The sequence below is a fragment of the Aeoliella fuhlenseeensis genome (assembly GCF_052161615.1).
Classification (GTDB): Bacteria; Planctomycetota; Planctomycetia; order Pirellulales; family Lacipirellulaceae; genus Aeoliella.
Window position 1 is genome coordinate 2,026,472 of the sequence record NZ_CP197417.1, and the last position, 25,275, is coordinate 2,051,746.

Annotated in this window: 26 protein-coding genes; 17 read left to right on the forward strand and 9 right to left on the reverse strand. The window is 61.0% G+C overall.

Going from position 1 to position 25,275, the window contains the following annotated elements:
- Window positions 1-6: 6 nt before the first annotated feature.
- Together coaD and SH292x_RS07810 are read right to left on the reverse strand one after the other, a co-directional pair.
- Window positions 7-495 (reverse strand): pantetheine-phosphate adenylyltransferase, encoded by a 489-nt coding sequence (coaD, locus tag SH292x_RS07805; RefSeq protein WP_442485034.1) that lies wholly within the window; start codon window positions 493-495, stop codon window positions 7-9.
- A gap of 36 nt (window positions 496-531) precedes the next feature.
- A complete protein-coding gene (locus tag SH292x_RS07810; protein ID WP_442485035.1) occupies window positions 532-1,701 on the reverse strand; it encodes an aminotransferase class V-fold PLP-dependent enzyme in 1,170 nt (389 codons plus the stop codon).
- A 102-nt stretch (window positions 1,702-1,803) separates the two neighbouring features.
- Here SH292x_RS07810 and SH292x_RS07815 point away from each other — a divergent pair, with 102 nt between their 5' ends.
- The 8 genes from SH292x_RS07815 (at window position 1,804) to SH292x_RS07850 (ending at window position 10,267) form a co-directional block, all read left to right on the forward strand.
- Window positions 1,804-3,036 carry a protein-L-isoaspartate(D-aspartate) O-methyltransferase gene (locus SH292x_RS07815; RefSeq protein WP_442485036.1) on the forward strand — a complete coding sequence of 411 codons (1,233 nt, stop codon included), beginning with the start codon at window positions 1,804-1,806 and terminating at the stop codon, window positions 3,034-3,036.
- Between the two features lie 221 nt (window positions 3,037-3,257).
- Complete coding sequence (locus SH292x_RS07820) at window positions 3,258-4,241, forward strand: TIGR03000 domain-containing protein (protein WP_442485037.1); 984 nt, start codon at window positions 3,258-3,260, stop codon at window positions 4,239-4,241.
- A gap of 469 nt (window positions 4,242-4,710) precedes the next feature.
- On the forward strand, window positions 4,711-5,421 hold the full coding sequence (locus SH292x_RS07825) for a hypothetical protein (RefSeq protein WP_442485038.1): 711 nt from the start codon (window positions 4,711-4,713) through the stop codon (window positions 5,419-5,421).
- Entirely contained in the window at window positions 5,418-6,446 is a 1,029-nt protein-coding gene (locus tag SH292x_RS07830; protein ID WP_442485039.1) for an HTTM domain-containing protein, read from the forward strand. The genes SH292x_RS07825 and SH292x_RS07830 overlap by 4 nt, the downstream gene beginning before the upstream one ends.
- 414 nt (window positions 6,447-6,860) lie before the next feature.
- On the forward strand, window positions 6,861-7,874 hold the full coding sequence (locus tag SH292x_RS07835) for an aspartate-semialdehyde dehydrogenase (RefSeq protein WP_442485040.1): 1,014 nt from the start codon (window positions 6,861-6,863) through the stop codon (window positions 7,872-7,874).
- A 197-nt stretch (window positions 7,875-8,071) separates the two neighbouring features.
- Complete coding sequence (locus SH292x_RS07840) at window positions 8,072-8,734, forward strand: Uma2 family endonuclease (RefSeq protein ID WP_442485041.1); 663 nt, start codon at window positions 8,072-8,074, stop codon at window positions 8,732-8,734.
- Entirely contained in the window at window positions 8,731-9,504 is a 774-nt protein-coding gene (truA, locus tag SH292x_RS07845; RefSeq protein ID WP_442485042.1) for a tRNA pseudouridine(38-40) synthase TruA, read from the forward strand. The genes SH292x_RS07840 and truA overlap by 4 nt, the downstream gene beginning before the upstream one ends.
- A 139-nt stretch (window positions 9,505-9,643) precedes the next feature.
- A complete protein-coding gene (locus SH292x_RS07850; protein WP_442485043.1) occupies window positions 9,644-10,267 on the forward strand; it encodes a hypothetical protein in 624 nt (207 codons plus the stop codon).
- A gap of 756 nt (window positions 10,268-11,023) precedes the next feature.
- On the opposite strand, the gene SH292x_RS07855 is transcribed toward SH292x_RS07850, so the two are convergent.
- On the reverse strand, window positions 11,024-11,410 hold the full coding sequence (locus tag SH292x_RS07855; protein WP_442485044.1) for a hypothetical protein: 387 nt from the start codon (window positions 11,408-11,410) through the stop codon (window positions 11,024-11,026).
- A 174-nt stretch (window positions 11,411-11,584) separates the two neighbouring features.
- Between SH292x_RS07855 and SH292x_RS07860 the strand changes: the two genes are divergently transcribed.
- The 3 genes from SH292x_RS07860 (at window position 11,585) to SH292x_RS07870 (ending at window position 14,129) form a co-directional block, all read left to right on the forward strand.
- Complete coding sequence (locus SH292x_RS07860) at window positions 11,585-12,463, forward strand: serine/threonine-protein kinase (protein WP_442485045.1); 879 nt, start codon at window positions 11,585-11,587, stop codon at window positions 12,461-12,463.
- A 69-nt stretch (window positions 12,464-12,532) separates the two neighbouring features.
- On the forward strand, window positions 12,533-13,507 hold the full coding sequence (locus SH292x_RS07865; protein ID WP_442485046.1) for an acetyl-CoA carboxylase carboxyltransferase subunit alpha: 975 nt from the start codon (window positions 12,533-12,535) through the stop codon (window positions 13,505-13,507).
- Between the two features lie 25 nt (window positions 13,508-13,532).
- The gene (locus tag SH292x_RS07870) at window positions 13,533-14,129 is read left to right on the forward strand and encodes a hypothetical protein (RefSeq protein WP_442485047.1); all 597 of its coding nucleotides are present in this window, start codon (window positions 13,533-13,535) and stop codon (window positions 14,127-14,129) included.
- Between the two features lie 227 nt (window positions 14,130-14,356).
- Here SH292x_RS07870 and SH292x_RS07875 read toward each other — a convergent pair whose 3' ends face one another.
- Complete coding sequence (locus tag SH292x_RS07875) at window positions 14,357-15,115, reverse strand: CvpA family protein (protein WP_442485048.1); 759 nt, start codon at window positions 15,113-15,115, stop codon at window positions 14,357-14,359.
- A gap of 283 nt (window positions 15,116-15,398) precedes the next feature.
- On the opposite strand from SH292x_RS07875, the gene SH292x_RS07880 reads away from it, so the two are divergent.
- Window positions 15,399-16,424 (forward strand): metal-dependent hydrolase, encoded by a 1,026-nt coding sequence (locus SH292x_RS07880; protein WP_442485049.1) that lies wholly within the window; start codon window positions 15,399-15,401, stop codon window positions 16,422-16,424.
- A 2-nt stretch (window positions 16,425-16,426) separates the two neighbouring features.
- Here SH292x_RS07880 and dtd read toward each other — a convergent pair whose 3' ends face one another.
- A complete protein-coding gene (dtd, locus tag SH292x_RS07885) occupies window positions 16,427-16,870 on the reverse strand; it encodes a D-aminoacyl-tRNA deacylase (RefSeq protein ID WP_442485050.1) in 444 nt (147 codons plus the stop codon).
- 129 nt (window positions 16,871-16,999) lie between these two features.
- Between dtd and SH292x_RS07890 the strand changes: the two genes are divergently transcribed.
- Window positions 17,000-17,920 (forward strand): ZIP family metal transporter, encoded by a 921-nt coding sequence (locus SH292x_RS07890; RefSeq protein ID WP_442485051.1) that lies wholly within the window; start codon window positions 17,000-17,002, stop codon window positions 17,918-17,920.
- A gap of 70 nt (window positions 17,921-17,990) precedes the next feature.
- Window positions 17,991-18,203: a hypothetical protein gene (locus SH292x_RS07895; protein WP_442485052.1), complete on the forward strand. Its 213-nt coding sequence runs from the start codon at window positions 17,991-17,993 to the stop codon at window positions 18,201-18,203.
- Between the two features lie 252 nt (window positions 18,204-18,455).
- On the opposite strand, the gene SH292x_RS07900 is transcribed toward SH292x_RS07895, so the two are convergent.
- Window positions 18,456-19,667, reverse strand: a complete 1,212-nt coding sequence (locus SH292x_RS07900; protein ID WP_442485053.1) for a DUF3754 domain-containing protein — start codon at window positions 19,665-19,667, stop codon at window positions 18,456-18,458.
- A gap of 16 nt (window positions 19,668-19,683) precedes the next feature.
- Entirely contained in the window at window positions 19,684-20,769 is a 1,086-nt protein-coding gene (locus tag SH292x_RS07905; protein WP_442485054.1) for a YheT family hydrolase, read from the reverse strand.
- Between the two features lie 295 nt (window positions 20,770-21,064).
- Between SH292x_RS07905 and SH292x_RS07910 the strand changes: the two genes are divergently transcribed.
- Window positions 21,065-21,712, forward strand: coding sequence for a hypothetical protein (locus tag SH292x_RS07910; RefSeq protein ID WP_442485055.1), 648 nt, complete (start codon window positions 21,065-21,067; stop codon window positions 21,710-21,712).
- 60 nt (window positions 21,713-21,772) lie between these two features.
- On the opposite strand, the gene SH292x_RS07915 is transcribed toward SH292x_RS07910, so the two are convergent.
- Window positions 21,773-21,952: a hypothetical protein gene (locus SH292x_RS07915; RefSeq protein ID WP_442485056.1), complete on the reverse strand. Its 180-nt coding sequence runs from the start codon at window positions 21,950-21,952 to the stop codon at window positions 21,773-21,775.
- Window positions 21,953-22,244: 292 nt separating this feature from the next.
- On the opposite strand from SH292x_RS07915, the gene pdxA reads away from it, so the two are divergent.
- Both pdxA and SH292x_RS07925 read left to right on the forward strand, forming a co-directional pair.
- On the forward strand, window positions 22,245-23,285 hold the full coding sequence (gene pdxA, locus SH292x_RS07920) for a 4-hydroxythreonine-4-phosphate dehydrogenase PdxA (RefSeq protein ID WP_442485057.1): 1,041 nt from the start codon (window positions 22,245-22,247) through the stop codon (window positions 23,283-23,285).
- Between the two features lie 61 nt (window positions 23,286-23,346).
- The gene (locus SH292x_RS07925; RefSeq protein WP_442485058.1) at window positions 23,347-23,976 is read left to right on the forward strand and encodes a histidine phosphatase family protein; all 630 of its coding nucleotides are present in this window, start codon (window positions 23,347-23,349) and stop codon (window positions 23,974-23,976) included.
- Here the strand turns inward: SH292x_RS07925 and SH292x_RS07930 are convergent.
- Entirely contained in the window at window positions 23,945-25,102 is a 1,158-nt protein-coding gene (locus tag SH292x_RS07930) for a hypothetical protein (protein ID WP_442485059.1), read from the reverse strand. The two genes, SH292x_RS07925 and SH292x_RS07930, sit on opposite strands and share 32 nt — an antisense overlap.
- Between the last annotated feature and the right edge of the window lie 173 nt (window positions 25,103-25,275).

Genomic DNA, 25,275 nt, shown 5'->3' on the forward strand with positions numbered 1-25,275 from the left:
GACCGCTTACACTCCGAGCTTCCCCCGAATGTCCGGAATAATGGAAGGAGGTACAAACCGAGCCAGTTGATCGTCGCTTGCCAGCGGCGTGATCTGCTTGATCAGCGAACTAGAGATGTGCGTGAACTCTTCATCGGCCATCAGGAACATGGTCTCGATCGTGGAGTCGAGCTTGCGATTCGCCAAGGTCATGGTGAACTCGAGCTCGATGTCCGACAGCGAACGAATGCCGCGGACAATCAGTCGGGCGTCGCAATCGCGAACGAACTGCACTGCGAGTCCGCTAAACTGGCGGACGGTGACGTTGGGCAGCTCGGCCGTGGTCCGCTCGATGAGCCCCACTCGCTCCTCCGCGGTGAAGAGCGACTGCTTCTCGATGTTGAAGCCCACGCCAACGATCAGTTCGTCGACCAACTGGCTGCTTCGCTGGATGATATTGAGATGCCCCAGGGTAATGGGGTCGAACGAACCGGTATAAACTGCGCGGCGTGGCATGGCGATGAACGGGGGGGGGGGTGAGAGGCTTAACCTTTAGACCTCGCGGATCAGCTCGATCAGGCGATCGAGGTCCTCCACCGTATTATAACCATGCGGACTGATGCGTAGCTTCCCCGCCCGGCAACTCAGCACAATATTGCGGCGGATGCATTCTTTTCGGACTTCAACGGGGTCGCGCCCGGGGAGCTCGAAGAACACGATGCCCGATCGATGATCGCCGCCCCGATGCTGTGGGTCGCGATTCGTGGTGATTACGGCACCCGCCGAGGCGAGCCGCTCGCAGGCGAGATCGGTATAGTCGAGCACCTGCTTGGCGATGGTCTCAGCACCGACGGCGTGGAGCAGCTTGAGGCTCTGCCCCAGGGCGAGCGTGCCACACATGTTCCACCCGCCACCTGCGAATCGCGCGGCGGAGGGTTTGAAGGTGAGGTCGATGTTGGTGTAATCGAACGGCTTGGCGACGCTGTTCCAGCCGACGTTAATGGGGTCGAGCTTGTCGAGGTGCTCGCGGCGGACGTAGGCGAAGCCGATCCCCTCCGGGCCAAGCAACCACTTCTGTCCGCCGGTGGCGAGGAAGTCGATGTGCGTCTGCGAGACATCGATCGGAAACGCCCCCAGCCCTTGGATCGCATCGAGATTAAACAGGATGCCACGCGACTGACAGAGCTCGCTTACCCGCGCAAGGTCAATCCGATAGCCACTCTGATAGCCAACCCAACTGAGGCTCATCAAACGCGTTCGCGAATCGCACGCGGCGAACAGGGCGTCGTAGTCGACCGCTCCCCCTTCGACGGGGACCAGGCGGGTTTCGACGCCGCGCGACTCCAGATGCAGCCATGGGTAAAGGTTCGTCGGAAACTCGTCGGCGAGCGTGACGAGGTTATCTCCGTCTCGCCAGTCGAGGCCCTCGGCGACGATGTTGATGCCGAACGTGGTGCTGGGGGTGAAAGTGATCTCGTCGGTCGAGGCTCCGATCATCGCCGCGGCGGTCGCGCGGCACTCTTCGGCTTCGAGCAACCAGTCGAGCCAGTTGATGTTGCCCACCTCAGCCGACTGGAGTGCGAAGTCGCAAATCCGCTCAGCGGAAGCCAGCGGCAGGGGGGAGAGAGCGGCGTGGTCGAAATAGGCCATCTGCGAGCTGCGGGACATCTGCTCGCGAAAGTCTTCCAGGGGGCAGCTCGTATCGTTTGTAACGGTTGGCATGAGAAATCGCGGGGCCTGACAGGTATCATGGTATGATGGGATTGTAGACACTCGCCCCACCTAGAGCGAGAAGCCGCCAAGATCCGATAGGCCGTTTTGACCATGCGTTCTACCCTCGTTCATGCTTTCGCAGTCTGCTTATTCCTAACCGTCGCTTCGCCATGCAACGCTCAGTCGCTCGCCAATTGGAAGCAACTGGCCGACCAGATGGTGGAGGAAGAGGTGGTGGCTGCGGGGGTCGAGAACAAACGCGTCATCGAAGTGATAAGAAGGACGCCGCGCCATGAGTTCGTGCCGCGGAGCGAGCGGACCAAGGCCTATTACGACATGGCCCTTCCTATCGGTAGCGATCAAACCATTTCGTCGCCGTTTATCGTCGCGTACATGACCGAGCAGCTCGATCCGCGCGACAGCGACCGCGTGCTGGAGATTGGCACCGGCTCGGGCTATCAAGCGGCGGTGCTCAGCGGGCTGGTGAAGGACGTTTACACGATCGAAATCGTTCCGCCACTCGGTCGCCAAGCCGAGAAGACACTTCGTCGCCTGAACTACGACAACGTCCACACGCGAATCGGCGATGGCTTCTTGGGCTGGCCCGAGGAAGCGCCGTTCGACAAGATCATCGTTACCTGTTCGCCGGAAAAAGTGCCGCAGCCTCTGGTCGACCAACTGGCCGAAGGGGGGCGGATGATCGTTCCTGTAGGGGAGCGGTATCAACAGAACTTCTATCTATTCCGCAAAGTAGACGGCAAGCTGGAGTCCGAGGCCCTACTCGCCACGCTATTTGTCCCCATGACCGGCGCGGCCGAAGAACGGCGGCAGTTGCAGCCCGATCCCAAGAATCCCAAGCTGGTGAATGGCGACTTCGAGAGCGTGGTGGGCGAAGGCGACGAGCTGCGTCCTGAGGGGTGGCACTACCTACGTCAGGTTGCAGTGATCGAAGACTCTACCGACGCGGCCCAAGGCGAGCGGTTTCTAAAGTTCACCAACGAAGAGCCTGGGCGAGCGAGCCGCGCGCTGCAAGGCTTCGCCGTGGATGGTCGTGAGATTTCGCGACTCGAGGTCACTTATCGTATCCGCGGTAAATCAATTCGTCCGGGGCAGGATCGCACCGAGATGCCTTACGTCGCGATCACGTTTTACGACAAGCGGCGGGCAATGCTGAATACGGAAGTCTTGGGTCCTTACCATGGGACCTTCGGATGGACCGACGAGCGGCACGTGGTCCTTGTTCCGGTTCATGCCCGCGAGGCAATCATTCGGATTGGGCTTTTGGGGGCAACAGGTGAACTGGATCTGGATGGACTGAATGTGATGCCTGTGCGACCAAAATAAGGGGAACAGGTGAGCAGGAATCGACCGGGCTGATCAACCGATGACCAAAAGCCCCCATGGCCCGCGAACAACCCGACCTGCTCGATCGTTAAAACCGTCCTTTTTTGCGTCCCTTCCTTGATTTGAACCTAAGCAGTGCTATTCTGGTGAGGGTTGGTTGGGGGCACTGCGGCCACCCACACCCGAGTCAAACAGGTGAATTCAGGAGTTCAAGAACAGCTATGAAGCACACACTTACCACCTCGATCGCGCTCGTGGCGATGGTCGCCTTGGCTTGTGACACGCAAGCCTTCTGGGGAAGTCGCGGATCTTACGGCTCGGCTGGTAGCTACGGCTCCAGCGGCAGCTACGGCTCGTTTGGTTCGAGCGGCAGCTACGGCTCGACCGGCTCGTACGGTTCGAGCGGCAGCTACGGTTCGTCGGGCAGCTATGGCTCGTCGGGCAGCTATGCTTCGAGCGGCAGCTATGGCAGCCACGGTTCGAACGGCGGCTTGTTCGCACGTCACCGTGCTCGCAAGGCAGCTCGTCGCGCAGCTTGGGGTTGCAGCGGCTCGTACGCCAGCAGCGGCAGCTACGGTTCGACCGGCTCGTACGGTTCGAACGGCAGCTACGGTTCAGCTGGTTCGGCTGGCAGCTACAGCACTCCCGTCTCGTACGAGGCTGATTGCGATTGCGTGACCACCACCACCGAAGGCAGCACGGTTGCCACCACCAGCGGCATGCTGCGTGTGGAAGTTCCTGCCGACGCCAAGGTGTTCGTCAACGACAAGTTGACCACCAGCACCGGCACCCTCCGTCAGTACGTTTCGAACGGCCTGAAGGCTGGTCAAAACTACTCGTACGACGTCCGTGTTGAGTACACCGTCGATGGCAAGCCCGTCACCGAGAACAAGCAGATCACTTTGACTGCCGGTAGCGACGAGCTGTTGTCGTTCAGCGCCCCCGCTGCTGAGCCGGTTGCCACCACGCTGAAGATGAACGTTCCCGCCGAAGCCAAGGTTACCCTGGCTGGCGTCAGCACCTCGACCACCGGCGAGAGCCGCGAGTACACCACCGGCCGCCTGTCGGCTGGCCAGGAGTGGGCTGACTATGTTGTCACCGTTGAATTCGCTGGCGAGCGTCAGGAAAAGACCATCACCCTGCGTGGTGGCGAGCTGACCGAACTCGACTTCGACTTCGGCACCAAGGTCGCTGCCCGCAACTAAGCGGTTCTGCGATCCCGATTGATTCGACCCAGAAGCCGTCCCTCGCCTCGCGCGGGGGACGGCTTTTTTCGTTGATGGAGCAATACCAGTAGCGGCACGGCGCAAGCCGTCCGGCCGAGTGAGAGTTCTTTCAGATCTTTTTGGCCACGGATGAACACAGATGAAGCACGGATTGGCCGACCGACACGACAGCCATCCATGACCGATGGCATGATGGTATTCGGTGATTGCTTCGTCCGTTCCTACGTCTCTATCCGTGTTTGATCTGTGTTCATCCGTGGCTAAAAAATCTCCGTCTATCCTGTTAAATCCGCGTGACTTCGCGTCCTGTCCCATGTGACAGCCCGAAATCACGGCATTGGGTCTGGCAAGCGAGGGCCTCGAATATTGCTATCGGGTGGTTTGGGAGTTTTTGGTAATTTGACGGACCCGACGTGGTAGTTGGGAGAAGGCTCGTAGGAGAGGCAGCATGAGTACCGGTACAAAGAAGCCCGACACCCCCGCACAACCTAAAGCCCCCAAGGCCCCCGCCGGTCCAGGCCCCAGCACGGCGGTTCGCATATTAATTAGCATCGTGGTTGCGTTTCACGTGGGGATGCTGTTCCTGTATCCGATGGCCAATTCGCGGACGTCACCCACCGTGTCAGCGGTCGCCAACTGGCCGGGGTTTCGCTGGTACGCCGAGCCACTGTATTTGAATCACGGCCACGGGTTCTTCGGTCCCGATCCAGGCCCCAGTTTCTACATCGACTACGTCGTGCTTGGCGAAGATGGGCAGGAAATTAAGAAGGGAACTTTCCCCGACAAGAAGGATCAGTTCCCGCGGCTGCGCTACCATCGGTACAAGATGCTTGCCGACCAATTGGAGTCGCCACACCCTGAGGCTGAGCAGCGCCGGCAGTTCATTCTGACCCGATACGCGCAGGAACTGATTCGCGAGTACGACGGCGCTGAGGCAACCGTCATCGAGAAAATGCACAACTTGGTGCCACTTGAAGAGTGGCTTGGCGATCCCGAGCGGGGAGTTAAGCCCAAGTCGCTCGACGACGAATCGTTGTATCAGGAGATTGCCCGTGCAACGCAGCGCCGATCGGACGTCGAGGCGGCCGATGCGAAACTCTTGAACCCGGCCCCCGCAGCACCGACCACGCCAGAGAGTCTTCCGGGGGTACAACCATGATCAGCGCGATACGCAGTGGACTAGCCGAGTACTGGGGCGATGCCTGGGAGGACTGGAACGAGTTCTGGTTCACCCCCGTCTCGCCCGAAACGTTGTCGGCCATTCGTGTCTTCGCCGGCGCGATGCTGTTCTACACACACTTCATCTGGTCGTTCGATCTCTGGGCCTTCATGGGGCCGAACGGATGGCTTCCGCTCGATTTCTACGGCATAGAACGTGGCTACCGCGATCCGGGCCTGCCGAGTTTCGCGTGGAGTTTGTTCCAGCATGTGAGATCACCACTTCTGCTGTGGTCGATTCACATCGTCGCGCTCATCACGTTTTTCATGCTGATGATCGGGCTCTTCAGTCGCTGGGTGGCAGTGCTCGCGGCGTTCTTCGCCATCATGTACGCCACACGCGTGACGCCGGGGGCTTACTTTGGCCTCGACAAAATCAACTGCATGCTCGCCATGTACCTGATGCTGGGTCCCTGCGGCGCGCGGTATTCGGTCGACCGGCTCTTACGGATGCGAAAAGGGATCGTCGAAGTCCCCCGAAGCTGGTCCGCGAACTTGGCTCTGCGACTGATTCAAATCCACATGTGCGCGATCTACCTGTTCGCAGGCCTCGGCAAACTTGAGGGCAATACGTGGTGGACCGGCGAGGCGATTTGGCTGTCGGTCGCCAACACGGGTTATCAATCGCTGCCCTCGACGTGGATCGGGCACTTTCCGTGGATGATGGACCTGCTCGCGCACACCACGATTTTCTTCGAGCTGTTCTACTGCGTGCTGATCTGGCCCCGCTTCACCCGCCCCTGGATGCTGTTTCTTGCGGTCGGCATGCACCTCTTCATCGCCCTGTGCATGGGCATGATCACGTTTGGCCTCGCAATGCTGATCGGCAACCTGGCGTTTGTTTACCCGTCGACGGTGCGTAAAGTGATGGACCCGCTCGCGCGGCGGATGTCGCTGCTGGTGCTGGGGGACAAGGCGGTGCAGGGGAAGCCGGACGCTCCGCGAGCGAGAGGCGATTCGGCGTAGTGCTGGGCTGAAGGACGCAACTGCTTCGCGATACAGAACCGAAGTCCGTGAGTAGCCCCGACCAAGCTTGGTCGGGGTTAGTGCTCACGTAACGCACGTTACATCCCCCGCACCTAGGGCGGCGCTGTGGCTCGTTCCTCGCCGTCGCTTCCCCTAGGCTGGCATGTTGCGCCCCTTCGGGGCCCAGTGGTATAGCTTCATTCGCGACCATCCGCGTGATTCGCGGGCAATCTAACTACGCTATTCGTCTCCGCCACCTGCCGAAACCCGCTGGAACAGCTTGACTAATCGTTCTATACTGAGCGGTTTCCTTCGCCTCGCCCGAACCTGGGTGGGGCAGGGGGTGTCTGCCCCATTCGCTGGTGTAGCGGGGCAGCCAACAGGTCGGTTGCTATTTCCTTTGGGAGTGAATCCGTGTTCGAGTCGATTGCCATCGTCGGTGCTACCGGAGCCGTGGGTAAGATTATCCGCCAGTTGCTTGAGGAGCGAGATTTTCCGTACGAGAAGATCACGTTCCTGGCCTCCGCTCGGTCGGCGGGCAGCACGATTGAATTCAAAGGCGAGAAGCACACGGTGGTCGAGATGACACCCGAAGCGTTCGACTCCATCGACCTCGCTATCGGCAGCACCCCTGACGACATCGCCGCGCAGTTCGTGCCATGGGCCCGCGAGCGTGGCTGCGTGGTGGTGGACGAGAGTGGCTACTGGCGGATGGACCCGAGCGTGCCACTGGTGGTGCCCGAAGTGAATCCCGAAGCGGCCCTCGCGCACCAGGGTTTGATTTCGAGCCCCAACTGTTCGACGACGCAAATGGTGGTCGCGATGAAGCCGCTGCACGACGCCGGACGCATCCGCCGCGTGGTGGTCAGTACCTATCAAGCGACTAGCGGCGCGGGCGTTGCCGGCCAGGCCGAACTCGTCGACACTAGCCGTGCGTTCCTCGCCGGCGAACCGTTCCAGCACAAGACCTTCGCGCATTCGATCGCGTTTAATCTGATTCCGCACATCGGTTCCGAGAAGCACGCGGGCTACACCTCGGAAGAGATGAAGATGGTGTACGAGACTCAGAAGATCTTCGGCGACGACACCATTAAGGTCTGCCCCACCTGCGTCCGCGTCCCGGTCAGCAATTGCCACAGCGAGAGCATCTTGGTCGAGACCGAGCGGAAGATCACGGTGGCCGAAGCCCGTGAGCTATTCGCCAATGCCCCCGGCATCAAGCTGGTCGATAACCTCGGCGCGAAAGAGTACCCGATGCCAAAGGACTGCGATGGCGACGACGCCACGTTCGTCGGTCGTATCCGCGAAGACCTGTCGTGCGACAACGGCCTTGCCTTCTGGTGCGTGAGCGACAACCTGCGCAAAGGTGCCGCGACGAATGCGGTGCAAATTGCGGAGCTCTTGGTTCGCAGCGCGGCGGCGGTTTAGTGGCGTCTGGTTATTCTGGCGTAGAGAAAACATCGGGTGCCTGGGGACGAGTCCCGCGAGCCCCCAGATTCGCTCTGCTGGGGGCTCGCATGGCTCGTCCCCAGGCACCCGCATGTCGCATCTGCTGACTGGTCATGGCTTTCGAGCTACAATAGAGGAAGCAGCGCAACCTCTCCTTTCATCTCCACGAGCACCCCATGGCCACCGTCGAAGATAAGTCGGCCAACACGGACACGGCGATTCCATCGTTTTGGGAACGGGGCATCACTCTGCAAGGAGTGAGCTGGGACACTTACTGCAAGTTCGTCGATGGCCTCGGCGAACGACGCGTATTTGTGACTTACGACAGCGGAATGATGGAGATCGAGCTGATGAGCCCTTCGTTTCCGCATGAGTCTGGCGATCGTCTGCTGGAGCGTTTGGTTTATTCCATCGCACTACTCAAGAACATTCCGGTTACTTCCGGCGGTTCGGTCACCCATCGTCGCGAAGACCTCGAGAAAGGTATGGAACCCGACGCGTGCTTCTGGATTGCAAACGCGTCGAAGATGAAGGGCGTTACCGACCTTGATCTCACTCAAGTTCCTCCGCCAGACCTCGTGATCGAGATGGACATTCACGCAAGTTCGCTCGATCGGATTCAAGGGTTCGCCAAGCTCGGCGTCCCCGAAATCTGGCACGTTCAAGATGGCGAGTTGCGGTTCCTGGTGCTCACCGAAGGGGATTATGCCGAAAGCGCGACAAGTCGTAGCTTTCCGTTCGTCGATTGCGAGTCGGTGGGCGAGGGGTTGTCGCAAATCGAAACGCTCGGCGAAACCGAGGCTCTCAATAACCTTCTCGCGAAGCTGAAGCTGCGTTGAGTGAGCCACCCGTCAACTCGGTTCGCTGGCTCAAGCTCACCGTGGCCTACGACGGCACCGCGTACGCGGGCTGGCAGATTCAGCCGTCGAATCCCACCGTGCAGCGGACGCTGATGGACGCGTGGCAGGCGATCACGGGCGAAGAAGTGACCCTTACCGCTAGTGGCCGCACCGACGCGGGGGTCCACGCGCTGGGGCAAGTCGTCGGGCTTGCGACCGCGAGCGAGCTCGCGTGCGAACGCTTGCGGCAGGGCCTCAATGCCAAGCTCCCCGAGGACATCGTGGTGACGGAGGTTACCTCGGCACCGCCCGGTTTCCACGCGACGCACGACGCGCTCCTCAAGTTGTATCGCTACCGGATTCACAACTCCCGCGTGCGGCCGCTCCTCGATCGCCGCTACCGATGGCATCTGCCGCAAGAGCTCAACGTCGCCGCGATGCGCGAAGCGGGGGCGATACTCGTCGGAAGGCATGACTTCGCCTGCTTTGAAACGACGGGATCGGAGAGAAGCTCGACCGTTCGCACCTTGACGAAGGTCGAAGTGGGGCAGGGGGGTACCGCCGGCGAGCTCATCGACATCGACGTCGAGGGAGACGGTTTTCTCTACAACATGGTCCGAGGCATTGTCGGCACGCTTTACGAAGTGGGGCGCGGAGCGCGGGAACCCAGTTGGGTCGCTGAGGTCCTCGCGGGCCGCGACCGGAAGAAGGCGGGACCGAATGCGCCGGCGCATGGGTTGGTGCTGATGCGGGTGGATTATGGGGACTGATAGCACCCCAACTCCTGCCCACACATTAGGTGCAACACGCGTATTAGAAACTACGTTGCGGCTCGCCACGCATTCTCCTACCATAGGACAATCGATCGCCTTCTGATCAAAGGGCGCTCTGAATTCCCCCACCCTCGTGATGGCTTCCGCTATGATTGTGCAATGCCTTCGTCGATCCTTCTTGCTGTGGCTCATGGCTACGGTCGCCACGTTTGCATCCAGCGCTTTGGCTGTTGAGATTCGTACTTACGAGTTTTTAGACACCCAGGCTGGACGACTGCGATTCGGTGGCGGTCTTAAAAGTGGCAAATCCTACGCCCGCCCCGAGGGCATTTTCGAGGTCACGATCGATGACAACGGCACCGCGACTCTCACGCGCTTCGACATCGCCGTTACGGGAGTCGAGATAGCTGTGGAAGGAGCGTCCCCGCTGATCGATGGCTCGCCGCTCATCAACTACCTCTCTGGTGTAAATCCAGTGGGACTGCTAGCGCGGTACGACTCAGGAGTGATCTTCTCGACGTATCCGAGTGACGTGGCCACGGACGACGGCGCTTCCTTCTCCATGGTTCTGTCGAGTATTTGCGAGGAAAACATTTCCGTATCCCTCCGAGCCTCGCCTGGGGTTTCTTCAGACCATCCCGGCCTTTCGACCGAGTTAGGGCTACAGGCGCGATTGGTCACCGTACCAGAGCCGGCGAGTGTGCTGATCCTCGTCGCGTCATCGTTGCTCGTTATATGCTCTCGTCGAATGGCGACTTGAATTGCTGTGATTAAGTTTCCGCAGGCAATGAGTGAGCCGGAACGCCGCCCTGGGGAAGTGGGCGCGATACTATAAACGGGAATTCAAAAGTCCCGTTCACAGATTTCAGCCCGGAAGCGGTCTCGCTACAATTCCTTGTAGCGACATCCAAGATCATGCGGGAGCAACTCATGCGATCACCTTTCCTGCTCGGACTAATCGGCTTCGCGATCGTCATGGGGTCGATACTCGGAGGCTTTGCACTGGGTGGACTGCTGCATTCTTGGCTCCCGCCCGACTACGAACTTATGTACGTCGTTTGGCTTTGGGTGGGCGCAATGCCGTTTGGGTGGCTTTGCGTGAGATATGCGAATGCTCCACGTTTCCGTCACCCAATGCTCGTTTACATGTCTCTCCTTCCCTGGGTGCTAACGATGGGGGCCATCCATCGATTGTTCGAGCCAGGAAGCCCCTGAGGATGGGTTATCTTCGCTGCTGGGACGCTACTGTTTGGTTCGATGTGTCGCGGGGTGTTTGCTGTTGAGCAACAAGCCGATTCGCCGCTCTTGCCCAGACCTAAGTCGACGCCTGAATAAGACACTCACCCAGGGCGGCGCTTCGGCTCGTTCCTCGCCTTCGCTTACCCTAGACTGACATGTTACACCACTTGGTGGCAAAAAGATCTCGGCGTTTTATTCGCACCCAACCGCGTCACTCGCGGGCAACTTTGCGCGCAACCAACCGTCGCGGCTTTGTAGGAACGGAATAAACTCCGTTCTACGCTTCATCCCCATACGCCTCGCGTTCGAAGTAGTTATCGCGGTACGCCCGTTTGCCCTTCCACCACGCCACGATTGAGCACCAAACGTAGGCGGGGAGGAACAGCGGTCCCCAGCGTTCGTATTGCCGGACGTGGATGTGTTCGTGGTCGCGGGCGATATCGAGGGCGATGGGCGAGACGCCGAGGATCGTGTGGCCAAGGGTCATGGCGAGCACGCCGCCGGGGAGCAGGCGATCGAGCAGCACTCGGGCGAAGCCGCCGTGGAACTCGAGCACGCCGCGCCGCCGCTGGACATGTCCGCCCGAGCAGATCGCGACGAGACCAATCAACAGGCCGAGGAGCGAATTTGGCGAAGCCCACAGAATTCTGATCGCTTGTTTCATTTCGTGAGCTAGTCAGCCGGATTCTTGATCGGGGCAGGGTAGGGCGGTGCGGCCTCAACGGGGCCCGAAGCGCACTTTATCCGCTCGCACGCCCGGGATAAACTGTAGGGATTGTAGGAAACGCCCGGCAGGGTGTTCGTACCGACACCGAAAACCCCAGCGGAAGGCCGCCGCGTGTCCACAGGCACTGAATTTGTCGGCAATTATCGCATGTTCCATCTGATCCGCGCGGGTGCCGCGTATCAGATTTGGGCCGTGCGGCCGATGTCCGAAAACACGCTCTACGCCATGAAATGGCTGCCGAAGGGCGACAAGTACACGCGGCTAGCCGTGAACGAGCTGCGGCACGAGTTCGCCGTGGGGAAGACGCTCGACCACCCGGCGGTGATCAAGACCTACGAGTTCGACACGACGCCGAACGGGGCGTACATGCTGCTAGAGTTCTTCAAGACGCCAAACCTCAAGCAGCAGATCGTCAGCAACTCGTTCGAAATCAAGCGACGTGCCAAGGAGATTTTGATCAACTGCGCGGCGGGGCTTTCGCACATGCACAGCGTTGGCTGGGTGCATCGCGACGTGAAGCCCGACAATTTTCTGGTCGCCGATTCGGACGAAGTCCGCCTAATCGACTTCAACCTCGCGCGGAAGATCAAAACGGGCCTCGGCAAGATGTTCGCCGGCAAAGCGGCCGTCCAAGGGACCCATAGCTACATGGCCCCCGAGCAGATTCGCGGGCAGCACGTCGACGCCCGAGCGGACATTTACAGTTTGGGCTGCGTGGCGTTTGAGCTGTTCAATGGCAAGCCACCGTTTACGGCCAACTCGTTCCAAGAACTGCTCGGCAAGCACCTGAAGGTCAAGCCGCCCGATCTTACCGTGGTCGACAAGAACATCACGCCCGAGTTCGCGGCATTCGTCAAACGGCTGATGTCGAAGGACCCGGGTGATCGCCCGGCGACGATGAAAGACGTGCAGATGGAACTTCGCACGCTGCGATTATTTTATGCGCCCCCCAAGCCACCCGAGACACCCCCGGCGGGCGAGGCTCATTAGCCTTGTCGCGCAGCCACATCCACCTACCCAGTTACCAACAGACGCCTTTCTAGGTGCTCGATCAAAACTATGGCCAGCACATCGTATCAACTTGAGTTTGAAGTTCCGCTGCGCGCCCTTCAGGAGCGGATTCACGCCCTGGAGGCCGGCGATCAGAACTCCGCCACCGTCCGCGACGACCTCCGTGCGGCGCGCAAGGCACTCTTGGACAAGACTCGCGAGATCTACAGCAATCTCGACGAATGGCAGACGGTCCGCGTCGCTCGGCACCCGGACCGACCAATGTTTACGGACTACGTCGACCTGATTTGCGACGAGTTCGTCGAGCTGCACGGCGACAAGTTTTTTGGCGACGACCGCGCGCTGCGGACTGGCTTTGCGAAGATCGACGAGTTTAAGGTGATGCTGGTCGGTCATCACAAAGGCAAGACACTCAAAGAACGCAACGAGTGCTACTTCGGCTGCGCGCATCCTGAAGGTTATCGCAAGGCGATGCTCAAGATGAAGAAAGCGGCCAAGTACGGTCTGCCCATCATCTGCTTGATCGACACCCCCGGTGCGTACCCCGGCATCGGCGCCGAGGAGCGCGGCCAGGCACAGGTGATCGCGGAGAGCATGCTCGAGATGTCACGGCTCGGCACGCCGATCATCTGCGTCGTGATTGGCGAAGGTGGCTCGGGCGGCGCGCTCGGCATCGGCGTCGGCGATCGCGTCGCGGTGCTCGAGTTTGCGTACTACTCGGTGATCAGCCCCGAAGGCTGCGCCGGCATCTTGTGGAAGAGCCACGACTACGCCGAGAACGCCGCCAAGGCGCTCAAGCTCACGTCGCGCCATCTCGCGCGACTCGGTGCGATCGACGACGTGATCGAAGAGCCCACCGGCGGCGCGCACCGCGATCACTATCAAATGGCCGCGCGGCTAAAGATGTACCTGGTGAAATCGCTCCGCGAACTGTGCGACAAACCCAAGGACCAACTGGTAGCCGAGCGTTACGACAAGTTCCGCCGCATCGGCCAGTTCCTGGACGAACCCGCGGCGGTTTGAAAATTCGCATTCCAAGGGGTGGCTTATGCGTTCCGTTCAAAGTGGCGTCGCGTTAGCGGCCGTGCTAGGCGGCTTGATGGCCGTGTGTGGCTGCTCGGGGATCTCGTCCACCGTGCCGCTTGGCAAACCGGTCTCGGTTGATCAGGCCAAAGGCTTGGCCGGCGTCTGGCTCGGTCCCGAAGGTGATCCCATTTATGTCCATCACCTTGGTGAGAACCGGCTTAAGTTGGCGGTCATCGATTGGGACTCAGCCAAGTCCAAGCACCGGGTCGAGCAACTCGATTGCCTAGTCACCCAGGACGACGACCAGATGTACGTCAACTTGTTGTCGGGGCCCGAAGCCGGCCAATTCATGCCTTGCAGCTTTGCCCGGATTGCGACTTCCGAAGGCGACCAACTCCTGGTCGCCGCACCCCGGATTGAGACGTTCGCCGAGGCTGTCGCCGATGGCTTGATCGCTGGCAAAGTGACTCACGACGACCGTGGCACGCAGGTGGCGCTGACGCCCGAAGGCAGCCAGTTCGACGACTTCGTCACGCCTTCGAAAGCCGCCTCGCAATTCACCATCGAGAAGCCGCTCGTGCTACGTCGGATCAAGCGTTCTGAAGACAAGCAAAAGTAAGCGGGGCCCTAGGTACCGGCCGGTTCCCAACGTCCGATAATCGCTGTTATGTTCGTTTCGGGGCCTATTTTCCGGGCCTTTTCGCTCGTTTCCCTATGGTCGCGACGTTCACGCTAAAACAGCCAAAGCTTCGCGTGAGCGATACAATTAAGTATGTTTAAGTCGCGCGTTTGCGTGCGCGAAGCGAGCTCGATGGGGCTCCGTTCGCACTCCCCTCGCGGCGCGAGTTACTGGTTTGGCCACGGCGTCGGGCCGGCACTCGTCGAGGGCCAGCCGGCGGGTGCCACGGGTTGCTGGGTGCTCGCGGGCCAGGCGGTTGGACCCGACGATGGACCGCTTGCGGCAGGGGCCCCATAGCCGGGTTGGGCGGCCGGTGGAGTGGTGCTGCCGGTGGGCCAAGCCGTGCCCCCCTGCCCCCCCTGCCCGCTTGGCAATAATCCCTGCAAGTTCGGTAGTCCGGTTCCTGCGGGTTGGTTCGGATCGAGGCCTTGTTCGATGCGGTCGACCCACGGGCCAATGACTTGCTCGACTTCGGGTGGGAAGACGCCGTCGCTCTTGGCGAGCAGCACACCGATGTAGTGACCGGCCTTCGAGTTCAAAATGTTCGAGCGCTGCGACTCCAGCAGCGTGGCGGCGAAGAACGTGATGAGGATGCACCATAGCACGCCGCGAGCAAAGCCCATTATCGCACCCATCTGACGATCGAACTCATTGAGCTTCACGCGGTCGATGGCTCCGGACACGCCACGAAAGACCATCCAAATCCCAAACGAAGTCGCCACGTAAATCGCGAGCCAAGCCGCGAAGCGGTTGAACGGTTCCGAGCTCCCGAACACGGGGGCGAGCTGCGGGCTGAATTGCTTGGCCACAAAGAAGCTGACCACCAGCGACGCCAAGTAAGCGACCTGCCACGCCATGCCTTTCATGAAACCAAAAGCCGTCGCGCCAAGGAGCACGATCACCATGATGAGGTCGTAAGTTTGCATGGGAGGTTCACTGGTGCCGGGCACCGAGACTGTGGAGTTGCTAGCAGGGGGCTAGGGGCGGGGTGGGTGGACTGGGCGAGGAGTATAGCGGGGGGGCTAGCCACCGCGAAGACCACTCTTCCCCCCAGCTCGCGAGACTCAATTGGTCATTGGTCATTCGAGCTAGATCATTGCGGGCAGGGGGCTATCACTGCTAGCAAAGCGTGTCGCTGACATTGCCCGCACGTGTGCTCGCACGTATTCTCTTGCCGCCCCCTGCTCACACTCTACGTCCACTTTCCGCATGGCCGACTTTTACACACACGTGACCACGAGCTCCGTGCTCGGCGTTGGTTATGCCGGCGCGGGGATGATGTCGGGGCTACCGATGGAAACTGCGATCGTCGCGGGTGGCTTGTGCGGTGTGTCGGGCATGCTGCCGGACCTCGATAGCAACTCGGGCATTCCGATTCGCGAAGCCACCGGCTTTGCTGCTGGCATTGTGCCGATGCTGCTGGTCGATCGACTCCGATTGTTCCTACCTCACGATGGCGTCGTGCTGGTCGCCGCGTGCCTGTACTTTTTCATTCGCTTCGCCGGCGCTTCGATGCTGGGACGATTCAGCGTCCATCGCGGAATGTTCCATAGCGTTCCCGCCGCGCTGATCTTCGCGGGCATCGCATTTCTGATCTGCGGCCCGGCCGACGATCACATTCGTTACTTCAAAGCGGGCGCGGTGTTCTTTGGTTTCATGTCGCACCTATTCCTCGACGAGATTTACAGCATCGAATGGAAGGGGGGCGGTTGGCGCGTTAAGAAGTCGTTCGGAACTGCCATCAAACTTTGGGGCAAGGACGGTTGGGCCAACTTCAGCACCTATGCCAAACTGGCAATCGTCGGCGTGATGATCGGAGGCGAACCCAGCGTGATGCAGGCGCTCGAAGAGCGTTATCCGCGCCTCGCGGGCAAGGTCGAGCGACTGAACGAAGCGAAGCAAGCGTTGGTGGGAACCGTGCGCGAAGGGGTGGCTGCCGGCGAGAGCATGTTGCACTCTCGTGCAGCCGTTGCTTCGAACGGCAACGCGACGCAGCCTCAGCTCAACACCACCGCGAGCAATCCACCCGCTGCCCAGCCAGTTTGGAATCCCACGGTGCCATGGAACTCAACTCCGACTGCGGCTCCATCGCAACCCGTTCAGTCCCAATCGGTGCACCCCCAGCCAACGGCGTTCCCGCCGCAGAGCGAAGGGTTCTTGCCCAATTCAGGTCAACCCAGTATGGGTCGAGCCGACGCCGTTTACAGCGCGGGTGGTGGTTTCGGACCAAGATAAGTCTAAGCGGGCGACTCGACCCACACCGTAACGGGGCCGTCGTTTACGAGCGCTACTTCCATGTGCTCGCGAAAACGCCCCGTACCAACTTCGATACCTCGTGCACGCACCGTTGCGACAAGCTCCTCGTAAAGCTTGACCGCGAGTTCCGGCGGCGCGGCATCGATGAAGCTTGGCCGCTTTCCTTTTTTGCAGTCGCCAAACAGCGTGAACTGACTCACCACCAGCATCGCCCCGCCGACGTCCTCGAGCGATAGGTTCATCTTGCCATCCGCGTCGTCGAAAATTCGGAGGCCCGCGAGCTTCTCGGCCATCCAGGCCACTTCCTTTGGGGTGTCGTGATGACCGACGCCGAGGAGCACCAGGAGCCCCCGTTCGATCTGGCCCGCCACTTCGCCGGCGACGGTGACTTTGGCTTGGCTGACGCGCTGAACTAGGGCTCGCATGGGGTTCCGATCGACTCTGGGGGGACTCGCAGGTGGTTGAATCAAGACGGCGTTGCGGCCATACTAACGCGCTTCGCCGCACCTTGGCTACGCTCGCACTGCCACCCCGTTTGCACGCCACCCACGCCGATGTCGTCCATCACCTATCTCGTCTACTACTGCGTGCTGATCCTGTTCGCCTCGGTGTTCGGCGGCATGATTCCTGTGTGGTGGAACTTAACGCACCGCTGGATGGAGATCGCGGTGAGCTTCGTCGCCGGCATCATCTTTGGCGTCGCGATGCTTCACATGCTGCCGGATGCCATCTTATCGGCGCTGGTGCCGGGGGTCGACCCGAGCGTCGTGCTGATGCGGCTGATGCTGTGGTTCGTGGCGGGCTTTTTGATCATGTTCTTTATCGAGCGGTTCTTCTGCTTTCATCACCACGAAGCACCCGCCGATGAAGAGGGCGAGCACGAGCATCACCACGACCACGGCCACGGTTGCTCGCACACCCCCCACTCCGATCACGTGCACGACATCACCTGGACGGGCGCGGCAGTAGGATTGACGCTGCATAGCGTGCTGGGTGGCATCGCGCTCGGAGCGAGCGTCATGCATGGCCACGGTGGCGGCATCCTGCCCGGTCTCGGTACGTTCCTCGTGATCTTTTTGCACAAACCCTTCGACGCGATGACCATCGGCACGCTGATGGCGCGGAGTGGTTGGTCGCTCGGCGCGCGGTCGGTGGTCAACGGTTTGTTCGCCCTTGCCATCCCACTCGGTGCCGGACTGTTCCTGCTTGGCGAGTCCCCTGCTGTTGGTCCCACGTGGTTCGCCCTGCCCGCCGCGCTCGCCTTCTCCGCCGGCGTGTTCCTCTGCATCGCCGGTAGCGACCTATTGCCCGAACTTCAGTTCCACCACCACGACCGCTGGAAGCTATCCGCCGCCTTGATCTTCGGAATCTTCGTGGCGTACGCCGCGGGGCAACTTGAGGGGCATAAGCATCAGCAGCCGCAGGCACCGGTAGGGACCGAAGCGGAAATTGCACCGGCGAACAATGTCGAGTGAATCGGTATCGAATTCTCTCAGGCGAGAGCTAGAATTGAGAGAGTTGGCAAAGCTACTCGGAGAAGCCGAAATGGTTACCTTTGCAGATATCGTGGATGCGGCAGATCAGCTTTCGTTGGATGAGCAAGAGAACCTGATTGAGCTTTTGCGGCATCGGGTGGCGGCTCGCGCTCGTGCGAGATTACTCGCCGATATTCATGAGGCCGATGCTGATTTTGAGAGCGGTGCGGCAACTGAAGTAACCGTCGACGAGTTGATGGGCGAGATCAGCCGTGACTCGTAAGCTAGTCAAGTCAGCCGCATTTGTGCGAGCAGCCAGAAAGTTTATCAAGAAGCACCCCTAGGCGGCCGACGACATGCGCGATGCCTTGGAGATGGTCGCCCGTGATGCTTTCGATCCAAAGCTAAGAACTCATACACTGAAAGGGGACCTCGGAGGGGTTTGGGCCTGCTCTGCCGGCTATGACTTGCGGATTCTCTTCAGAATCGGTGTGAAAGGTGGAAGCGAATGCATTGTACTGCTAACCATCGGCACTCACGACGAGGTGTATTGAGGCACCTCAAGCATTCGCACCTCCCTCCCTGCCCCGCGTAGCACCGCGGTCGCATCCCCCACGCTGAGCACTTCGGCCCCCTCCCCTGCTGGGCGGAGCCCAAGTTTCTCCAGTTTCCGCTGGGCGTCTTTGATATCGAAGTCAACTTTGGCGTCGAACTGCTCGGCGAGGTAAAGTTCGATCCAATCGCACAGAGCTTGGCTGCCGGCAGAACTATCGAGCGCGTGGCAGGCGACGTAGATCAGCAGCGTCTCTTTGAACTCCTCCTGCTTCACCTTCGCTACCAGCAGTTGCAGGGCGCTGGCGTTGTTGCCCATGTTCTGGAAGTACAGGTGCCGCGTCCGCTGCCAGTCGCGATTAATCCGCGCGCTGCGATAACCCAGCGCCGCGCGGATGCCGAGCGTGCCTAGACCGATCAACAATATCCAAGCGAGTTTCCAGAGCGCTGCGAAACCGATGGCAATTTTAAGAAGCTTGCTCACCGTTACCCCGAGCGTCCCGGCCCCGGTGCTCAACAGTTTGATGCGGTCCCACAAGCTCATTGTCACCTCCGCGTGAGGCAGTAGCGCCTCCACGTCGGCTTCCGGGATGTCCTTGAACAACTTGAGGATCACGTGCGGGTCGTTCTTCAGCCGTGCGAGAACAACCAGCCGCTTGTAGAGTGGCACTTCGACCACTTCGTGCTTCCAAGGCCGCCAGGCACAGCGCTGCCGACGGGTAGTCTCCCCCCGGCCCCGCACCCACAGCCGCAGAAACTCAACGCGTGAGGGATCGACACGGACGGTGAGGTTCCGTGATTTGGCCTTGAGCACTGCCCGCGTGATTTCGACGTCTGACAGCTCTTCGTAGTTGGCCTTGTCGAGCAGGAAGTCGATCTGCGCGCGGAGGATCTCGTAGTCGCCCGGCGCAGGGGGCTCGAAGTCGTATGGGGGCTGCGTGTCGCGGTCGGGGTTGAACCGCGCGTAGGCATCGCCCAGCCGCCGCTCGAAGGTGCCCGTTTCTCGATCAATGACGTCTTCTAGCGCTAGAGCAAACTGCCGAAAAGCCTCGGGGTCGAGTCCGTAACTGGCCACGTCGCTCGCGAGGCGGCGACTGAGGTCGCACGCGCGGACTGGGATGAAACGATCGTCGGGCCGCGACCATCCCGAGTCGGCGGAATCCATGGTCGCCAACGTGGGGGAGGGATCGGGCATGACAATCGGTTCGGTGCTAATCGGCGACAGTGGAAGGTTGCGAGGAAGGTTGCGGTGAGCGAAGCCCGCGGGCGATTCGCCAAACGCTGGGACGAGCTAGTTGCGATTCGGGCTGCGGGGCCGGCGCTTGATCGCCCTCCAGCACCCATTCTATCACACGCCAATCGAGCCAGTATCGATCGGGATCCGAACCACGCCGACCGACGAATCCAAGGTGGCCGCCACAGCCGGTGGCGAGCAACTGCGTCGCGGGACCGAGCTGCGAGCTGGCGAGAGGCTCGAGCGGCACGATGGGGTCGTTGGCCGCGGCGATGATTCGCGTCGGGAGCTCGATCTTCGCCAGCCGGCTGGCGACGCTCGTCTGTTCGTAGTAGTCGTCGGCATCGCGATAGCCGCCCAGCGGCACCGTGTATGCCTCGTCGAACTCGCGAAGCTTACGCGGCTTGGGTAGATGATCGACCGAAGGAGCACCGGCTACGATACGGGAACGATGCTGCACCTTCTTCCACAACTCGCGCGCGAAGAATTGATCGTACTTTCGATTCCAAGGTCGTTTGAGCAGCTCTTCGACCGCAAACAAATCGACAGGCGGGCAAACCGCGACGATGCGGGCAAAATTGCTCGGCACCGATGGCATTGCCGCCAAGTTCAGCGTGAGTGCGCCGCCGAGCGAGAACCCCACCACGGTCAGCGGCGAGTCGGGTGCGAGTTCGCCAATGCGGACGATGGGGGGCTCGAGGTCGGTCGCACGGCCGCAGTGCGTCGACGTGCGTGCGAGCATCTCCCCTGCCCCGCATCCCCGTAGGTCGAGACGGAAGACGCGGACACCGCGGGCGAGTAGCTTGCTGCCGATACGAACGACGTAGCGACTCTGGTGCGAACCACACAGGCCATGCACGAGCAGAACGGCGGGGGCTCCCGCTTGCCAGTCGGGCGGGCAATCGTCGTGCAGTACTAACTGGTCGCCATCTTCCAACGCCACGCGATGCTGAACGCTGCTCGGCAAGCTAGCAGTGGCGGCAACGTAGCATGCAGCCAGGGTTTGGCGGTGCCCCCCTGCTAGCAGCGGAAAGGGACGGAAATCGGCGTTCAATGGGTTCAAAATCCTTCCTCCCACTGAGGCTTGGCAACCTCGATCGTGCGCCTGGAACGTGAAAGCTTATTCGCCAGACCTAGAAAATTATTACCCACATCCCATCGAGTTGGCTGAGGGGATCGGCCTTCGTTAACCGATTTTACTAGATGGCACTAACACTCTACGGGCGAGTTTAACGGCTGGCCATCGTCCTGTCTTGTGAGGTAAGGAGTTTTCGATGCGGTTGCTCAGTCGCTGGCTCCGTGCAGTGGGTCCACCACGTGTGTCCCTACTGGTTATGCCCCACTCCGGTGCCTCCGAGGTGGCTGATCAAGCGACTTGGGAACTCGCCATTAGCGAACTCGACCGGCGTCAACTTCCCGCAACGTGGGCCGTGGTGGACGGCAGCGGACGCTGGACGCTGGGTGCCGCGCTGGTGACCAGCCGCGAGTCGCACGAGATGGCGTTCGTGGCTCGGGAAACCAATCTGTCGACCTTAGTTGCCGACTTTCGCCGTCAGTCGCAACTCGCCCAGCGTGTGCGGCTTGCGCTACGCACGTTGGTGACCACATCGTCCGGTATGCATCCCTCGCTACTCGCCCAGCTCGGTGTCGAGGCCGTGGTACCTCTCGCCGACAGGGAGACCAATCCCAGCCCAACAGGTTCGCTGCGCGGCGTTGCTTGGGGAACTTGGGAAGTGCCCGTCACCGACGAACTCGACACCCCCAGCAAGCCGATGGAGTGCAAACGGCTGCTTACTCGGCTGAACATGATGCTCAACCAGTCGACGCGGATGAACCTAGTGTGGCAACTCGGACGGCTCGAGTCGCCCCGCCAGCTTCGGCCGGCGCTCGGGTTCTTTGATCTCCTGACCGACCTGCGGCAACGTGGATGGCTCCGCGTCGAAACTTACGGCGCGGCAGCGGCGGGGGCGACCTCGCGGCTAACGCTGCCGCGACGGGCGGCGTAAGCGATTGCCAATAGCGGAAGGGCGCAAGCCCTCCGGCAGTCGATGGGATTCGCACAGCGATCAAAGATCGCGGTACGCGCTCCAGCTTAGATAGCCGAGGATGACCGCACAGATCACAAAGCCGATATCGATCAGCATGTTCGCCCGGCCGAACGGGAAACCAACCGCCAGATCGAGCCCAAAGAGCAAGAAGGTTAAGCCGGCCACGGCCATGCCACCGAAGGTCATTGCTTTGGGCATGTGGTCGAATCCTGCGAGCGCGAATCGGCGAGGCGTGGGGCTTTGGGTAAATTGCGGTAGACTTACAGTATAGTCGCCAAATGGCGGTTGTCATCGGACTACCGCCGCGCGAGGCTCTAGTGTTATCAGGGCCCGGCGAGCGTACAACCGTCAGATCTCATAAATTCGGCCCTACCGGCCGTTTTCTTCCAGCATTTTGCGGTGCGATCGGGGGCCGTTCAGCGGCGGGCTCCGGTACGGTACCATCGAAGCAGGTACCCACCCTGCCCCCCTTCAGAAGCTTAGCTCGCCCATGCCTGCCACGCATTTACCCCTGTTAGCCCTGACCATGGGGGACGCCGCTGGCGTGGGGCCTGAGGTGATTGCGGGCTGCTGGGCGGACGCGAGGGTCCATGCGCTTTGCCGCCCGGTGGTCCTGGGAAATCCTGAAATTTTGCGGCGAGCCTGTCGGCTTCGGGGCCAGTCGATCGAGGTCCAGCCGATCTCGACGATCGCCGAGGCCACCCCAAGCCCCACCACCCTGCCCTGCCTCGCGGTGGGCGGCGACGACGTGCTCGACGTCCCCATCGGCACGCACGACGCGCGGACGGGCCAGGCGGCCTACCTGGCGGTTGTGGAGGCCGCGCGGCTGGCCCTGGCGGGTCAGATCGAGGGTCTAGTGACCGCCCCGCTCAGTAAGGCGGCGCTGCACGCAGCGGGGCATGACTATCCGGGCCATACCGAACTGCTCGCCGAACTCTGTGGCACGCCCCGCTTCGCAATGATGCTGTACCTGCCGCCGGGGGTGGCGAATCGCTCGCCATGTGGGCTTGGCGTGGCGCACGTGACGCTGCACACCTCGATGCGGACGGCGCTCGACATGATCAACGTCGAAGCGAATGTCGAAGCTGCGGAGCTTGCGCGTGACATGATGCAGCGTCTGGGAGTCGCAGCGCCGCGAATTGGCGTGGCCGCGCTCAATCCGCACGCAGGCGAGGGTGGACTGTTCGGCGACGAGGAGATTCGCATCATCGCCCCCGCAGTCGCTCAAATGCGACAAGCGGGCATCGACGCCACTGGTCCGCTGTCGGCCGACACATTGATGATCGCGGCCCGCGACGGGGCGTTCGACGCCGTAGTCGCTCAGTACCACGACCAAGGACACATTGCGCTCAAGCTGCTCGCGATGCACGCGGCGGTGAACGTCACGCTCGGCCTGCCGATTGTTCGCACGAGCGTCGCGCACGGCACGGCGTTTGACCGCGCGTGGCAAGGGACGGCGGAGACCACCGGCATGATCGCGGCGATCGAAACCGCGGCGAAGCTGGTGCCGACGCGCACGCGTCGTGACTAGCTGCACCTAGGACCCCGATCAGGCTTGGTCAGGGCTATAAAAAACAAACGCAGAGATCTTGATGCACGACCACTGCCTTATTTACCTGCTACGACATGGTGCGACCGCGCACAACTTGTTCGACCCGCCGCGGATGCAAGGTCGGCACATCGACGAGCCGCTCGTCGATCTAGGGCGGCGTCAGGCGGCCGACGTCGCGGCGGCGCTGGCTCGGAAGACTCTCGCAGCGGTCTACGCCAGTCCGATGAAGCGAGCCCTGCAAACCGCCACCGTGATCGCCGAGTCGCACGGCCTCTCGGCCGTGGGGGTCGAGGGCCTCGCCGAAGCGGACGTCGGTCGTTGGGAAGATCGCTCCTGGGACGAGATCGAGCTCAACGACACCGAGGCGTATCGCGCGTTCCGGGCCGATCCTGTGGCCTTTGGCTATCCAGGTGGCGAAAATCTGGGCGAAGTGACCCAGCGCGTTGTGAATTCTATCGACCAAGTCGCTGCCGAGCACGTAGGGCAGCATATCGCGATCGTGGCCCACAGCGTGGTAAATCGGTTGTATCTGGGCGAAGTACTTTGCATCCCCATCGCTGTGCGGCGCAAGCTTCCGCAGGACAACTGCAGCATCAGCATTGTGAAGTGGCGCCCCGGTGGCTCCACCGTCGAAACAATCAATGCCGTACATCACTTGGCGAGCCATTAGCCATTCGCTTGGCGGCCTGCTGCTGGGCAAGCTGCACCGCCTCGCGTCGCTGCATCCGGTCGACGTACTGGTTCGTCACATCGTACGAGGGTGGCTCGACCGGCGGATCGTAATGGAACTCGATGTCGCTCGGCTCGCGGTCGAACGTCACGTCGAAGAACTCCATTCGCGCGAGGGGTTGGCGACTGAGCTGAAATAGCGCCGCAGCGGGAGCCTGGTCGCTCGCCAGCGGGTCGTCGGACGACCGGTACTCGATGACGTAAGGGAACAAGTCGCTTTGTCCCAGCAAGATAAGCACATTGCTCGGCAGCCGCGCGGGTAGCGAGCCCTTGGATAGCCGGTCTTCGAGCCGCTGGAGCAGCAGCTCGGCGGTAATCTCTTCGCTGGGCACGTCGTCCAACGTGGTTAAGACGCCGGCTAGCGACTCGGGGCGCCAACGGCCGATCATCGCGATCACCGGTTGATTGCCGAGATTCAAGTGCTCGGGGGCGCGAAAGGTGCCTGGCGCGGTGAATTCGAAATGCAGGCGTAAGGACTCGAGCAGCATCGGCAAGCCGCCGAAGCTGGTCGCGCTGTGTGGCGCGAATGGCGTCGAGCTCGCCAGGCCACCGGCGAGGTCGTCGGAGTTCGTGCGATTGAGCATCCGCCGCAACTGCCAGAGGTCCACACGCTCGATGGTACGACCGCTAGCGATGTTGCGATCGGTCCACAGCACGCGTCCATTGGTAGTTTGCAGGAGCGAGGCTCGTACGCCGTCGTGTTGACTCTCCAGCAGCCAACGCACGTGGCGGTTGTTCCCCCTGCCCCGCTGCAAATACTCGCCCCGACCATCCAGCCGCAGCTTCTCGACGTGCGCCTGGTGCTGGAGACGAGCGGTAACGTGCTCGCGCTGTTCTAGGCGGGCGATCGCCAGCAACATGTGCCGGTCACCCAGTGGATCGATCTGAATATTCGCGGGGAGGACCCGGCGGAAGTTATTGGTGAGCTTGTCGCTCGCCTCGCTCGACTTGGCTTGTTCCTTTTGCGATCGCCAGCGCGAGACCATTGGTTCGGCCAATAGGTAAACCGCAGCGGCGAATCCGAGCACGAGGACCACGGATGTTAAATGGCGTAATTTGTTCTTCATGCGCCGGTTTTGTCGGTTTTGCCAAAGAATGGGGTCGTATCACGCCGACTTCTTACTCCCAGAGAGCTTGCGCTTGTTGCGGCTGCCGTGCAGTGTGCCCGGCAACTGACAGCAACAGCAGCAGCTCGAAGAGGGTCGCGGATTCTAGCTTTCGAGTTGGAACAGCGTCCACC